Annotated in this window: 12 protein-coding genes and 1 pseudogene; 4 read left to right on the forward strand and 9 right to left on the reverse strand. The window is 70.4% G+C overall.

Features of this window, described 5'->3' with window-relative positions:
- The first annotated feature begins 151 nt into the window (after nt 1–151).
- Both OHA25_RS06125 and OHA25_RS06130 read left to right on the forward strand, forming a co-directional pair.
- Nucleotides 152–355, forward strand: a complete 204-nt coding sequence (locus OHA25_RS06125) for a cold-shock protein (protein ID WP_127938141.1) — start codon at nt 152–154, stop codon at nt 353–355.
- Nucleotides 356–520: 165 nt separating this feature from the next.
- A complete protein-coding gene (locus OHA25_RS06130; RefSeq protein WP_327586621.1) occupies nt 521–1,903 on the forward strand; it encodes a hypothetical protein in 1,383 nt (460 codons plus the stop codon).
- Nucleotides 1,904–1,942: 39 nt separating this feature from the next.
- On the opposite strand, the gene serS is transcribed toward OHA25_RS06130, so the two are convergent.
- The 4 genes from serS to OHA25_RS06150 form a co-directional block, all read right to left on the reverse strand.
- Nucleotides 1,943–3,205, reverse strand: a complete 1,263-nt coding sequence (gene serS / locus OHA25_RS06135; RefSeq protein WP_327586622.1) for a serine--tRNA ligase — start codon at nt 3,203–3,205, stop codon at nt 1,943–1,945.
- 360 nt (nt 3,206–3,565) lie between these two features.
- On the reverse strand, nt 3,566–4,486 hold the full coding sequence (gene pheA / locus OHA25_RS06140) for a prephenate dehydratase (protein WP_327586623.1): 921 nt from the start codon (nt 4,484–4,486) through the stop codon (nt 3,566–3,568).
- Between the two features lie 191 nt (nt 4,487–4,677).
- Complete coding sequence (locus tag OHA25_RS06145) at nt 4,678–5,097, reverse strand: DUF4446 family protein (protein WP_305914063.1); 420 nt, start codon at nt 5,095–5,097, stop codon at nt 4,678–4,680.
- A gap of 18 nt (nt 5,098–5,115) precedes the next feature.
- Complete coding sequence (locus OHA25_RS06150; protein WP_327586624.1) at nt 5,116–6,324, reverse strand: glycosyltransferase 87 family protein; 1,209 nt, start codon at nt 6,322–6,324, stop codon at nt 5,116–5,118.
- Nucleotides 6,325–6,423: 99 nt separating this feature from the next.
- Between OHA25_RS06150 and OHA25_RS61130 the strand changes: the two genes are divergently transcribed.
- Nucleotides 6,424–8,754, forward strand: coding sequence for a hypothetical protein (locus tag OHA25_RS61130; protein WP_442942064.1), 2,331 nt, complete (start codon nt 6,424–6,426; stop codon nt 8,752–8,754).
- 130 nt (nt 8,755–8,884) lie between these two features.
- Here OHA25_RS61130 and mptB read toward each other — a convergent pair.
- The 3 genes and pseudogenes from mptB to OHA25_RS06165 all read right to left on the reverse strand — a co-directional run.
- A pseudogene (mptB, locus tag OHA25_RS61135) lies at nt 8,885–9,859 on the reverse strand (polyprenol phosphomannose-dependent alpha 1,6 mannosyltransferase MptB); the annotation flags it as partial.
- A gap of 453 nt (nt 9,860–10,312) precedes the next feature.
- On the reverse strand, nt 10,313–11,041 hold the full coding sequence (locus tag OHA25_RS06160; protein ID WP_327586626.1) for a glycosyltransferase family 2 protein: 729 nt from the start codon (nt 11,039–11,041) through the stop codon (nt 10,313–10,315).
- 215 nt (nt 11,042–11,256) lie between these two features.
- Nucleotides 11,257–11,604: an STAS domain-containing protein gene (locus tag OHA25_RS06165; RefSeq protein WP_305914059.1), complete on the reverse strand. Its 348-nt coding sequence runs from the start codon at nt 11,602–11,604 to the stop codon at nt 11,257–11,259.
- Between the two features lie 172 nt (nt 11,605–11,776).
- Here OHA25_RS06165 and OHA25_RS06170 point away from each other — a divergent pair, with 172 nt between their 5' ends.
- Nucleotides 11,777–12,220: a hypothetical protein gene (locus tag OHA25_RS06170; RefSeq protein ID WP_327586627.1), complete on the forward strand. Its 444-nt coding sequence runs from the start codon at nt 11,777–11,779 to the stop codon at nt 12,218–12,220.
- Here the strand turns inward: OHA25_RS06170 and OHA25_RS06175 are convergent.
- Nucleotides 12,210–13,304: a sensor histidine kinase gene (locus OHA25_RS06175; protein ID WP_327586628.1), complete on the reverse strand. Its 1,095-nt coding sequence runs from the start codon at nt 13,302–13,304 to the stop codon at nt 12,210–12,212. The two genes, OHA25_RS06170 and OHA25_RS06175, sit on opposite strands and share 11 nt — an antisense overlap.
- Nucleotides 13,301–13,999 (reverse strand): response regulator transcription factor, encoded by a 699-nt coding sequence (locus tag OHA25_RS06180; protein ID WP_327586629.1) that lies wholly within the window; start codon nt 13,997–13,999, stop codon nt 13,301–13,303. The genes OHA25_RS06175 and OHA25_RS06180 overlap by 4 nt, the downstream gene beginning before the upstream one ends.
- Between the last annotated feature and the right edge of the window lie 15 nt (nt 14,000–14,014).

Below are 14,014 nucleotides of genomic sequence, written 5' to 3' on the forward strand. Positions count from 1 at the left end.
AATGGTGTTAGATGTGATGGCGTTGTATTAGCTGATCCCGTAGTGAAAACCAGCATGACTTTGTCTGAGCCACCCCGGGTGCTTGCTGTACGACACACCGGGACCCACGAGGTGTGGGTCCCATAGATTCACATCCTGAGGGAGAGCTTTTATGGCTCAGGGAACCGTCAAGTGGTTCAACGCCGAGAAGGGCTTCGGCTTCATCGCCCCGGACGGCGGTGCGCCGGACGTGTTCGTGCACTTCTCCGAGATCGTCGGCAGTGGCTACCGCAGCCTTGAAGACGGGCAGCGGGTCGAGTTCGAGATCACGCAGGGTCAGAAGGGGCCGCAGGCCTCGCAGGTCCGCGCCGTCTGACCTGTAATCGGCAAGCAAGACCGGGGTTCGTTTCCAGCGGGCCTCGGTCTTTTGCTTGTGTCGGGTTGGTCACGGGTGGGGCCACACCTCAACCGCCGGGCCGTCCGCACCGTCCACACCTATATGAGGTACGCGTGGTTATGTCATCCCGTGACCGTTGCCGGGGTGATCGTGCTCTTGGTCAACGACCACCTGCTCAAGCAGGCCTGGCCCGGGTTCGTGACGGGCAAGCTCAGCGACGCGGCCGGCCTTGTCGTGGCGCCCGCGCTTCTGGCCCTGTTCTTCTGGCGGCGGGCCGACCTGGCCGCCACCGTGCTGACGGGAGTGCTGTTCGCGCTCGTGAAAACGACGGAGACGGGCGCTGAGGCCGCCTCCCAAGCTTGGACCCTCATAGCGGGCCCTTCGCGCGTCCTGGCCGATTCCACGGACCTTCTCGCCCTGCCGGCGCTCGCGCTGGCCTGGTGGGTACGTCGGCGCAGCCTCGCGGCAGGTTCCTCCCCACGCTGGCGGATCATCGTGACGATGCCGCTGGCCGTCCTTGCGGTCACCGCCACCTCCGCCGCGCCTGGCCCGCCCACAGCCGCTGCGGTCGAGGTGAAGGACGACCGGATCCTCGTGTACACCGACGACTTCACCATCTGGGAGTCCGAGGACCATGCGGCCACCTGGTCGTCGAGCAGCGTCCCCTTCGACGACCTGCCTCCAGACATCCGCAGCCGACTCCAGGACGTCAAGTCGCCGCAGGCCGCCGCGTGTGTGCCCTACCAGGCGACGCGCTGCTATCGGGTGGTGCCCGGCCTGATGGCCGTGGAGCAGTCCGACGACGGCGGCGACACCTGGCACCCCTCGTGGTCCCTGTCCGACGGCGACGAGCGAGAGCGCCTCGTCAGGACGTACGACGACGAGTCCGGGCTGCGCTCGATGGGGCTCGCCGTGCAGGCCTGGCGCGGCGGGCACGTCGTGGTCGTCGCGAACGGGCTGGACGGCATCGTGGTCCGCGACGAGGCGGGCACCTGGCGGCGGCTCGGCTGGCCGGGCAACGACCCGGAGAGCCCGTCGGTGGACCTCTCTCCCGAGATGCACGTGGCGATCTTCCTGGCCGCGTGCATGTTGTTCGGCTGCGCCGGAGCGGGGCTACGCCGATACCACCGCCTCTACCTGGGCTTCGCCGCAGCCGCCTGCCTGAGTTATCTGGCTGTGGTGAATGCGCCGCGCTTCGCCGGCCCGATCGCCGATCTCGACGTCGTGGTGCGGCTCCTCGGTCTGATGACCATCCCGGTGGGGTTCGCGGTGTGCATCGCGCTGCTCTTCACGGGGCGGGCGCGGCCGGCGCCCCTCGCCGTCGGGGTGCTGGGCGCGCCGCTGGTCTACCTGAGCGTCTACACGCCCTTCCACGGGTGGGCGGCGGGCACGCCTGCGGCCTACTGGGCGGCGGTCGTGCTCGCGGTGCTGCTGACCGCGCTGGTGCTGCTGCCCGCCCTCACCCTCATCAGGAGGGACGCCCGCCGGGCAAGCTCGCCGGCGGACAGTCCTCCCTGGACTCCTTGAGCCCTGCTTGGCCGACGTGGGCTGCTCGGCCGGCGAGGGCTACTTGGCCGGCGTGAGCACGTCGAGGCCCACGTAAGGGCGCAGCGCCTCGGGAACCACCACGGAGCCGTCGGCCTGCTGGTGGTTCTCGAGGATCGCCACGATCCAGCGGGTCGTGGCGAGCGTGCCGTTGAGCGTGGCCAGGTGGCGCGGCTTGCCGTCCTTGTCGCGGTAGCGGGTCCCGAGCCTGCGAGCCTGGAACTCGGTGCAGTTGGACGTGGAGGTCAGCTCCCGGTAGCGGCCCTGGGTGGGGATCCAGGCCTCGCAGTCGAACTTGCGGGCGGCCGACATGCCGAGATCGCCCGCCGCCGTGTCGATGATCCGGTAGGGGACCTCGATCTTGGCCAGCATCTCCTTCTCCCAGGCCAGCAGGCGCTGGTGCTCCTCGTGGGCATCCTCGGGGCGCACGTAGGAGAACATCTCGACCTTGTCGAACTGGTGGACCCGGATGATGCCCCTGGTGTCCTTGCCGTAGGAGCCCGCCTCGCGGCGGAAGCACGACGACCAGCCCGCGTAACGCAGCGGCAGCTCGCCGGCATCGATGATCTCCTGGGCGTGGTAGCCGGCCAGCGAGACCTCCGAGGTGCCGACCAGGTAGAGGTCGTCCTCCGGCAGCCGGTAGATCTCCTTGTCGTGGGCCACGTGGAAGCCGGTGCCCTGCATGGTCTCCGGCTTGACGAGCACCGGTGTGATCATCGGCGTGAACCCGGCCTCGATCGCCTGCTGCATGGCCATGTTGAGCAGCCCCAGCTGCAGGCGCGCGCCCACACCCTTGAGGAAGAAGAACCGCGAGCCGGACACCTTGGCGCCCCGCTCCATGTCGATGGCGCCGAGCACCTCGCCCAGCTCCAGGTGGTCCTTGGGCTCGAAGTCGAACTTCCGCGGCTCGCCGTGGGTCTCGAGCACCACGTAGTCGTCCTCGCCGCCGGGCGGCGCGCCCTCCTCGACGATGTTGGGCAGCGTCTGGACGAGCTCGTCGAGCTCGGCCCCGAGCTTCTCCGCCTCCGCCTCGGCCGCCTTGACCTGGCTCGCGAGGTCCTTGGCACGCTGGAGCAGCGCCGCCTTCTCCTCGCCCTGCGCCTTGGAGACCGACTTGCCCATGCTCTTCTGCTCGGCGCGCAGAGACTCGAACGAGGTCAGCGCGGATCGGCGGCGCTCGTCGAGGTCGAGCAGCGTGTCGACGACGGAGTCGTCCTCACCGCGGGCACGCTGCGACGCCCGTAGCCGGTCGGGATGCTCACGAAGGGTACGCAGGTCAATCACAAGGAAAGGCTACCGGCGCCCGGCTGCGTCTCGCCCCCGGATTACCTCTGCCCGCCATGACCGTCCCCCGACCTGCCGCTCACCTGCCCGACGCGGTCGCGGTGACCACGCACCGGGCCTCATGTCCCGAACGGCAGTCTCGGCGGCCGCGGCCCCTCGTCGGCGACCCCGACACACCCGCCTGACCGCCAAAGGACCCGGGCAGGGCGAGCGTCGCTCAGGGCGAGCGTCGCTCAGGGCGACGGGATGCTGGGACGCTCAGACTCGCGCACGCTGAGACGCTCGGACTCGCGGGCGCCGGACTCGCGGACGCCGGACTCGCGGACGCTGAGACACTCGGACTCGCGGACGCTGGGACGCTCAGACCTGCCCGGCGCGGATGCGGGCGAGCCAATCGCCTGCCTCGGCGAACTCGGCGTCGGCCGTGCCTCGCTTGATCTGCGGCGCGATGCCGTCGGCCCGCGGGTAACTGCCCAGGAAACGCACCTCGCCGCAGATGCGGTGCAGCCCCGAGATGGCCTCGCCGACCCGGGCGTCGGCCACGTGCCCCTCGAAGTCGAAGTGGAAGAAGTAACGCCCGATGCCGTCGCCGGTGGGCCGCGACTCGATGCGCGTCAGGTTGACCCCGCGCACGGAGAACTCGGTCAGCATCTCCAAGAGCGCGCCCGGGTGGTCGTCAGCCAGGAAAACGACCAGCGTGGTGCGGTCGGAGCCGGTCGGCTCGGGCAGCGGCCCGGGGCGGCCGACTTTGACGAACCTGGTCACGGTGTCCGACCTGTCGCCGATGTCGGTGGCCAGCTCGACCAGCCCATAGTGCTCGCCGGCGATGCGGGCGGCGATGGCGGCGTCGTATGGGGCGCCCGGCAGCGACACCTCCTGCGCCGCGGCCGCCGTCGAAGGCGCGGCCACCACGACCGCGTCGGGCAGCTCTCGGGCGAGGAAGGCGCGGCACTGGGTGATGGCCGCAGGATGCGTGTAGACGCGCTTGATGTGCGGGATCTCGGTGTCGGGCCGGGCCAGCAGCGAGAACTGCACGGGCAGCAGCAGCTCGGCCGTGATCAGCAACGGCTCGCCCCAGGCGAACTCGTCGAGCGTCGTGGTGATCGCGCCCTCGATCGAGTTTTCCAACGGGACCACGGCCCCATCGGCCTCGCCGGTGCGAGCGGCGTTGAGCGCGGCACTGACCGTGGCGCAGGGCAGCCGCTCGGCGGTGGGGTCGAGGAGCCGCAGGGCCTCTTCGGTGAAGGTCCCCTCCGGCCCGAGATAGGCGAGTCTGGGCATGCATCTAGAGTATCCGCAGGTCGGCAGGCACGCGCGCCCTTTCGCCACGGCCTGCACCGTCCCACGCCCTCACCCGAGGCCGACCGCCCGACCCGCGCCCTCACCCAGGGCCGACGGTCCGTCCCACGCCCTCACCCAGGGCCGACGGTCCGTCCCACGCCTCACCCAGGGCCGACGGTCCGTTCCGGCCGTCAGAGCGGGCCTGATGCCCGAGACGGGACCAACGGGCCGAGCCCCAGCCTGGCCGCGCGCACCGCCTCTTCCTCCTCCGGCGACAGCGGCTGCTGCCCCTTCCCGCCCACCACCGGCCGCACGTACGTACGGGTCTCGCTCCGGCCGTTGATCGAGGTCAGGACGATGCCGTCACCCAGCCCGTTGATCATCGCGATCGAGAATGACAGCCGCCCCGTCATCTCGGAGAGCGCGTCGTACCGGCAGACGGCCACGTCCCTGATGGCCTTGAGATCGCCCCTGCCCTCGCTGGTCTGTCTGGCCAGCATCCGCTGGCAGTCCTCCACGACGGCTCTGGCCTGCCGGAGCGCCAGATAACCGATCATGACGCCACTGACCCCGGCGACGACGCCCACGATGATCCAGGTGGTAACGAGCACGGCACAGAGGGTAATGGTTCAGTCAGGGGATCTCCGGTGTTTCGGCAACCAGGACACCAACATCCACACCAGAGCCAGCGCCCCCAGCCCGAACCCGTTCTGAACGATCTTCCCCAGCACCACGCTGACCCCCGGTATGTCCGCGGCCTTCAGCGAAACTCCCCACCACGGGATCGGCACCACGTAGTACAGCCACACCCCCGCCGCCACCCGCAGCCTGGCCGGATCCCGCCCGTCGCCGACGATCGCGCCGAGCACCACGACCACCCAGGCCAGGTGGTGGATCCACGCGACGGGCGAGAGCAGCACGGCCATCAGGCCGACGAGCGCGACCGCGGTGAGCTGGTCACCCGCCCGGTACGCGTCACGGGCGCCGCGGAAGCCGTACCAGCCGACCCCGGCCACGATCGCGAGCCAGAGAACGGACGTCAGCGCGTCCGGCAAGTAGAGGCGGATCAGCATGCCGCGGATCGACTGGTTGGTGGTGGCCGCGTTCGAGCCGAGGCGCTCGGGATCGAGCAGCGCCGAGAACCAGAAGTCGGCCGCGTCCTGCGGGATCACCGCGAACGGCACCAACGTGAGCACCGCCGCCGCGAACGACGCCATGAAGAACGTGCGCCACTGCCTGGTGATCAGCAGATAGATCAGGAAGACGCCGGGCGTCAGCTTCACCGCCGTGGCCAGCCCGATCAGGAACCCCCGAGGCCACCACGGCCGCCTGGCCACGCAGTCGGCCAGGCACAGCGCGACGAGCATGATGTCGACCTGCCCGAAGCGCACCTGGTCTCTGATCGGCATCAGGTAAGCGCAGGCCACCATGAGCAGGGCGAACGCCCACGGCACGTATTTCCGCACCGCCGGTCCGCTCAGCGCCTCCCTGAATGCGAACCACACCGTCACGGCCAGCGCCACGAAGATCCCGGCCGTCCACACCCATTGGGCCGTCTCCCAGGACATCTTCGCCAGCACCACCGCCAGCATCGCGGCGACGGGCGGGTAGGTGAACGGCAGCAGTTGCGGCGCGGGCGTGAAGTAGTCGTAGACCCGTCGCCCCTCGAGCAGCATCTGCCCACCGGTGCGGTAGACGTCCAGGTCGACCAGCCGTTGATCGTCCGGGTTGGTGAGCCACGCGTGCACCAACGGCGCCACGGCCGCCACGACGACGAGCGCCGCGACCGCCCACGCCCACCACTGCCGCCGGATCACCCGCACCTCGCCATCTATCACGAGGTGGCACGTTACCCGGCGACCGCGTTTCGCGCGTCCGTGAGCATAAGCTCTGAGATCAGGTTTGCTCCCGCTCAGTCTTGAGGAACGATTCCGTCCATGCCGAACGACGCCATGCCAACCCCGGCACGCCACGAGCGGCGCTCGCTCGTAGGTCGCGGGTCCCGCCTTCGCCGGTTCGTCGTGGTGCTCCTGCTGGGCATGGTGATCGCGGGACCGCTTGCCCTGACGAGCGCGGCCGGAGCGGCATGGGCGACCACGGCCGAGGGGCGCGTGGCCCTCATCGGCGTGCCTGGGCTCGAATGGAGCGATCTCGACCAGGCCCGGACGCCCAACCTGTGGCGTCTGGTGAGCCAGGGCGCCTCGGCCTCGCTTTCGACCCGGGCCGTGCCCCCGCCGGACCGCGGCATAACCTGCCCCGTCGCCGGCTGGATGACGGTCTCCGCCGGTCAGCGGGCCGGCACGGCGGGCAAGGGCTGCCCGGCCCCTGCCGCGCCCCAGTCGGCGGGCGCGGGTGCGGCCGTCCCCAACTGGTCGACGTTGACGGCGCATCAGTCGGAGACCGGCTTCAACGCGCGGCTCGGGACCTTGGGGCAAGTGGTGACGGACGGGGGTGGCAAGGTTGCGGCCGTCGGACCGGGCGCCGCGATTGCCGGGGCCGACAGGTCCGGAAATATCGCCAAATACGCCCCCAATCTCGATGCCCTGGGCGACCCTGCCCCGTACAACCTGATCGTTTTCGAGGCCTCCGACCTCGCGGACGCCTGGGCCGGCCAGCCCCTCGACGAGTACGGCGTCCCGGTCCCCTTGTCGGCCCCGGCTCGCCAGGCCGCCGTGGCCCGGGCGGACCAGCAAATCGGCGCCCTGGTCGGCAAGGTGCCGTCCGGCACGACGATCCTGGTGGCCGGAATCTCGGACGTGACCCCGAACGCGCACCTGCACGTGGCGATCGCCGCCGGCCCGTCCCCGAGCGGGGAGCCGTACCCGCGCGGCCACCTCACCGCCACCTCCACCCGCCAGGACGCCCTGGTCACCATCACCGACCTCACCGCCACCACCATCCAGCTCCTGGGCCTGACCGCCCCGCGCGAGGTGGTGGGCCGCCCCTGGCAACCGGGTGGTCCCGGGCCGGCAACCGCGGCGGGCACGGTGGCGGAGCTGGCGGACGGCGATCTGGCCAGCCAGGTCCTCCGCGAGGTTCGCGGCCCGTTCTTCACCGTCCTGGTGACGGTCCAGCTCCTCTTCTACGCCTGGGCCGCCCTGGCACTCCGCCGCCGCCGCACCCCCGCCCAGCCACCGCACCTCAGCGCTTCCACCTCCTCCGCCGCGACCGACCAGCTCGCGAGCACCTCCAAGCTCCTGCGTGCCGTGCAAGTCGTGGCGGTCGTCAGCGGAGCCATCGCCGTCTCCACGTTCCTGGCACAGTTGGTGCCCTGGTGGGCACTGCCGGTGCCGATGCTGTCCGTCATTGTGACGATCTTGGCCATCGCCGGCCTGATCACCGCCGTCGCCTTCGCCGGCCCCTGGCGGGCGCACGTCCTCGGCCCGCTCACCGCCGTAGCCGCGATCACCTCCCTCGCCCTCCTCATCGACGTCATGACCGGCTCCAGACTCCAGGTGAACGCCGTGACCGGCTACGAGCCCGTGACCGGAGGGCGGTTCTACGGCTTCAGCAACATCGCCTTCGCCGTCTACGCCACGGGCACCATCCTCGGGCTGGCCGGGGTGGCGCAATGGTTGCTGAGCAGGGGCGTGTCCAGGTTTGTCGTGGTGGGGGCGTGCTCGCTGTATGGGGGCTTCGCGGTGTTCGCGGATGGCTGGCCGTCGTGGGGTGCGGACTTCGGCGGGGTGCCGGCGTTCGTGGTCGGGCTGGCCGTCTTCCTCATCCTGCTCTCGGGCAGACGGGTGTCGGTGCTGCGCCTTCTGCTGGTCGGCCTGGCGGGGGCGGCGCTGGTCGGCGCCTTGTCCGTGGTCGACTGGCTGCGGCCCGAGACCCAGCGGACCCACCTGGGCACGTTCGTGCAGCAGGTCATCGACGGTCAGGCGTGGTCCGTCGTCGGCCGCAAGTTCAGCGCCATGATCGGCGTAACGGTCGGCAACTGGTCACTGACCCTCCTGTCGGTGGTGGCGCTGGCGTTCCTGTTCCTGGTCCTCACCCGGCCCTCGCGCTGGGGGGCGCCGGCGCTCGGCCAGGCGTATGGACTGGCCCCGACGCTCAGAGCAGGCCTGTTCGGCGCCTTGACGTGCGCCCTCGTCGGCTTCCTGATGAACGACTCGGGCATCGCCATCCCGGCTATGGCGCTGACGGTCGCCGTCCCGCTGACGCTGGCCGCCTGTGTGCGCGCCCTGCAGCTCGCCACGCCCACACCGCCAGCGCCACGGTCAGGGCGAGCAGCACCCACGCGATCTGAGGCCGGACCACCGTCCTGAGCCACTCGAGATCGGCGGGCTGCGCCTCGACCCGGGCAGGCAAGTAGGCGAGGGACAACGCCAGCAGGTGAGCGACCATGAACCCGTCCACGGCGGAGGCCGCCACGAGCGCCAGCATCCCGAACGCCAGCCCGTCATACCAAGGCAGGATGTACGGCGTGGCGAACAGGTATGCCACCACCAGCCCCGCCGCCACCACGGGCGCCTCCCCGCCGGCCCAGTGCGTGCGGGAGGCCCAGCGGAGCAGGCACCAGGCGACGAGCGCGAGCACCAGCAACGAGCCGACCTGGATCTCGCCCCGGTAGGCGCTTCCCGTGCCCACGATGGACTGGAGCCAGCCCTGGACGAGCTTCCAGTAAGAGGCATGCGAGATCGACTTGCTGGTGCGCGTCACCGGCGTGATCGCCTCGGCCCCGACGATCGCGTAGCCGGCGACCACCAGCGCCAGGGCGCACCCGGCCATGAGGGCCAGCCGGGCGGGGCGCCTGCGCAGCTCCCAGGCAGGCCCGAGGGCCACGAGGCCAGCATTGATCTTGATGGCCACCCCCAGCCCGAGCAGGGCGCCCGAGCCCACGGAGCGGCTCCTGGCCAGGAGCGCCGCGACCATGCAGGCGACGGCCAACGTGTCCACATGCATGCCCGCGACCAGGTGATAGAGCAAGAGCGGGTTGGCCGTCCACAGCAGGGCCGCCCGAAGCCGCCGGTCCGGGTCGTCCTTGGTGAAACGGTCGATGAGGAGGCCGGTCGCGATGAAGGCGGCGGCGTTGAAGAGCGCCAGAACGAAGATCGTCAACCGGAGCGAGTCCCCGCCGACCCAGCTCGCGGCCGCTTGCAGAGCCGTCGCCATCGGCCCGTAGACGCTGGCCTCCTCACGCCACGGCTCCTCGACCGCGTCGGCGACGGGGTCGCCGGCCAGGTCGGCGGCACCGTGGGTGTAGGGGCTGAGGCCCAGCGTCACCATGCGGCCGTACGCGGCGTAGTTGAGGTGGTCGGCGGAGCCCGACGGAGGCAGGAACGCCAGGATCCCGGCGGCGAGGCAGCCCATGAGCACCAGCAGGCGCGCGCTCGGCAAGCCCCAGCGGCGTCGGCCGGGCCGCCGTGCCATCGCCTGGGTCTCTTGGCCGGGTGCGGCTTGAGTCCCGGCTGAGCCGGAGCCGACCGAAATCGGAACTTCGGCATTGGCCGCGGGGGTCCAACGCAGGGAGAGAAGGGCGGCCAGGAGGCCGAGCCCGCCCAGGATGAGCGCGACAGCGGCGAGGGCGACGGTCAGATGAGGCGCGGGGTGGACGTCGAGAGAATAGGGCGGGTGCCAGGCCGGACCACTCAGTGCGGGCACCACGGGGGACGGGCCGAGCAGGCCGATAATGATCGTCAGCAGGATCGAGACACCGATCGCCCCCGTGGCCGCCCCTGCCAGCCGGCCTCGTGCCTTGTCGTGCCGCGTCTGCGAAGTCACCCGCAAATTCCAGCACACACGCCGACCCGCTTCGGCCGGATGGCCGTTGCCTGTGGATAACCGGCGGAGCACGACAACGGCCCGGGCCGGAGGCGCAGGTGGTCAGCGATTGGGGTGAAGTTTGTGGAGGTTTTGGGTGACCAGAGGGTCGCGAATCGCCAGGGCGCGGGCCACATCACGGAGTTGGATCGCGCGGTGGAGCTGCGCCCGCCAGTCCGTCCCTGTCGCCCGATGTGCCATGTCCACCTCGACCTCCGTCACCCGAAAGCCCTTGCGCACCAGGTCGATCGTCAGCGCGGTCTCTACGCCGAACCCGTGCGCCAGCGGCCGGGCCGCCTCGAAGGCCGCTCTCGTCAGGCAACGCTGACCGTTGAGCGGCTGGGCGAGCTCCAAGCCGGTGGCCCGGCGGATGCCCTCCCTGGACAGGCGTACGACTAAGCCGTGGCCGCCGAGCTTCACCCTCGTCGTGAACACGGCGATGGTCATGTCGGCCTCGCCCGCGCGCACGGGCTCGACGAGCGGCGCCGCGGCGGCGGCCGTCCGGCCCAGGTCGGCGTCGAGGAAGAGCAGGTGGCGGGGGGTGGCGTCCTCGTCCAGGAGGCGTACGGCCTCCGCTCCGGTCTCCATCGCCGCGGCCTTGCCCCTGTTGCGGCTGTGCCGCACCACCCGGGCTCCCGCCGCGCGCGCCACCCTGCCGGTCTGATCCCGCGAGCCGTCGTCGACGACCACGACAAGGTCCACGCCGGGCAGTGCCGCGGCGGCCTTGACGGTGGCCGCGATGCGGTCAGCCTCGTTGGCGGCCGGGATGATGACCGCGGTGTCACCGGTCACTGACCGTCACCTTCCATGAACAGGACAACATCGTCCTCCAAGGTAGTCGCCCCAGGGAGAGAACATCACCCGAACGGGACGTCGCCATCACCGCCCAAGCCGTAGGACGCTCCACCTCACGCCTACCCGGCACTGCACATCGACGCGCCGGACACGGGGGTGCGGCCGGGCAGCACACACCGGCAGCACCGCCCCGCGTCCGCGTACGGCTCGCGTCACGATCCCTCGGCGATGAGGAACTCCTCTGGCACCTCGTCATGCACGATGAACACCGAGTCGAGCCCGGTGACCTGCAGGATCTTGCGTACGGCGGGACGTGGCGCGGCCACCTCGAGCGTCCCACCCTGTTCTTTCATCCGTTTGAGCGCCGAAAGCAGCACGTTCATCCCCGTGGAGTCGCAGAAATCCACGGCGGACATGTCGATGACCACCCGGCTTGGCCCCTCCTGCAGCAGCCGAGTGAACTCGGACTGCAGGTGAGGCGCCGTATAGAGGTCGATTTCCCCGGTGACCGCGACGACCGCGCACCCGGCATGTGATCGAGTCGAGACCTTGAGCTCCACAGGGGCAGGCTAGCGGCGCGAAGCCATTCGGTCACGTTGTCACGCCGAGAGGGCAACGACAGGTTTTTGTCCGTCGTTTGGGCTCCACGGAAACAGAGAGTACGCAAAGCTTGACAGTGTGACACCGAATCAGCCGCCGCGGCGTCGAGCAGGAGGGGCGGATCCCGTATCGATGAAGGCAGAAAACCCTGAAGATCTCCAGCGTCAGGGGCTCCGAGAACGCCTGGAGTCCATCCTCATCCGCACAGAGAAGGCCACCTCATGGCATGACGAAGCAGGACGGCTCCGTGGCCTGGTGAACCACGAGGGCTACGTCCCCATCCGCACCCGGCTGGCGACCGAGGACCTGGAGTTCCTCGCCGGCGCCCGCAGCGATTTGCTCAAATTTTCCGAATTGGGGCTCAGGCTGCTCGATCTCCACCAGCCGAGGGACGCGGGCGGCATCACCAGCGACGCCGCGCACCCGATCCTGCGGTGCAGGAGCTGCATGTGGCGCTGGCCCTGCCCGACATTTCGGGCAATGTCGGAGTCGTTCGGCACCCAGCCGGACATACCCGATACGACTGCCGCGAACGGCGCCGGGCCGCACGAACCGACTAAGGGCGTCAGCCGCTGACCAGGGGAAGCCGGATCTCGAACCGGCACCCAGGCCCCTCGTTGACCACCCCGATCAGCCCGTCGTGCGCTTCCACGATGCCCTGCGCAATGGCCAGCCCGAGCCCCGCGCCGCCGTCCGCGGTGGGAGTCCGCGCCGCCTCCCCACGGAAAGCCACCTCGAACACCCGAGGCAGATCCTCGTCGGGAATCCCCCCGCAACAGTCCGTCACGGACAGGCACGCCATCCCCTCCTCCACCCCGGCCCGCAACACCACGGTCCGGTCCGACGGCGTGTGCCGGATGGCGTTGACCACGAGGTTGCCGAGGGCCCGCCCGAGCGCCCCGGCGTCGGCCTCCACCGGCACGGGCTCCGCCGCCTCGGCGGTGAGCACCACGCCCTTGGCCCTGGCGAGCGGCTCGGCTCCCGCCAGAGTGTCGGCCACGAGGTCCGTCAGCCCGATCCGGCCCCTGGACAGCCGCAGGGCCCCGGCGTGGATGCGGGACAACTCGAACAGGTCGTCCACCATGGCGGACAGTCGCTCCACCTCCAGCTTGATCTGGCCGTGATAGCGGGCGACCGTCTCGGTGTCCGACACCACCCCGTCCTCCAGCGCCTCGGCCATGGCCCGCATCCCGGCCAGCGGCGTCCGCAGGTCGTGGCTCACCCAGGCGACGAGCTCGCGCCGCGCCCCTTCCAGGGCCCGCTCCCGCGCGTACGCCTCCTCCAGCGTGTTCGCGATCGTCTGCAACTCGGCGGGCAGCCCTTGCGGCGCCACGAAGGGCAGCTCCCGTACGGCGTCCACGAGCCGCTTGCTCTCCCGCACCACCCGCTTGGCCAGCACGAACGCGACCCCGAGACCCACCAGGCCCCCGACGGCCACCACGACGAGCACGAAGTCCCTGACCGCTCCCTCGAGGAGCATCTGCATGATGATCGCCACGATGCCGGCCAGCGTCGCGGCCACGGCGACCACCACGACCACGGCCATCATCGCCCCGATGGACCTGGTGCGCAGCCGCCCCATCAGCCAGATCCCCGCGAGCGCGACCAGCAGCCCCAGCCCGGCCGCCACGGCGACGACCATCCACAGAGAAGGCATCATGAGCCGTCCTCCAAGGGCTCGTACCGGTAGCCGACCCCCCACACGGTGACGATCCTGCGCGGGGCGGTCGGATCGGGCTCGATTTTCTCCCGCAGCCGCCGTACATGCACGGTCACCGTGGACGAGTCGCCGAACGACCACCCCCAGACCTGGTTCAGCAGCGCCGAGCGGCTGAACGCCTGGCGCGGATTGCGCATGAGGTATGCCAGCAGGTCGAACTCCCGGGCGGTCAGCATGACCTCGTTCCCGCGCAGCCGCACCTCGTGGGCTCCCACGTCCACCACGAGGTCCTCGTCACGCAGCACCCCGGTCCCGCCGGTCACGGAGGCGCCCCTGGCCCGCCGCAACACGGACTGCACGCGCAGCGCCAGCTCACGGGGGCTGAACGGTTTGGTCACGTAGTCGTCGGCCCCCGTCTCCAGGCCGACCACCCGGTCGATCTCCTCGCCGAGCGCGGTCAGCATGATCACCGGGACCGGCCAGCGCTCCCTGAGCTTCCTGCACACCTGCAGCCCGTCGATCTTGGGCAGCATGAGGTCGAGAACCATGAGGTCCGGCGGGTGCGCCAGCGCCCTGCGCAGCGCCTCCGCGCCGTCGCCCACACACTCGACCTCGTGCCCGTCGCGCTCCAGATAGCGGGCGACGACCTCGGAGACGGTCGGATCGTCATCGACCACCAGGATGCGCGTGTTCACGTCTTCACGGTACGG

This window comes from Nonomuraea sp. NBC_00507 (genome assembly GCF_036013525.1).
Classification (GTDB): domain Bacteria; phylum Actinomycetota; class Actinomycetes; order Streptosporangiales; family Streptosporangiaceae; genus Nonomuraea.

Coding starts and splice junctions, on each gene's coding strand:
- OHA25_RS06175 (WP_327586628.1), bottom strand. CDS start 13,304: ATGATGCCTTCTCTGTGGATGGTCGTCGCCGTGGCGGCCGGGCTGGGG.
- pheA (WP_327586623.1), bottom strand. CDS start 4,486: ATGCCCAGACTCGCCTATCTCGGGCCGGAGGGGACCTTCACCGAAGAG.
- OHA25_RS06170 (WP_327586627.1), top strand. CDS start 11,777: ATGAAGGCAGAAAACCCTGAAGATCTCCAGCGTCAGGGGCTCCGAGAA.
- OHA25_RS06125 (WP_127938141.1), top strand. CDS start 152: ATGGCTCAGGGAACCGTCAAGTGGTTCAACGCCGAGAAGGGCTTCGGC.
- OHA25_RS61130 (WP_442942064.1), top strand. CDS start 6,424: ATGCCGAACGACGCCATGCCAACCCCGGCACGCCACGAGCGGCGCTCG.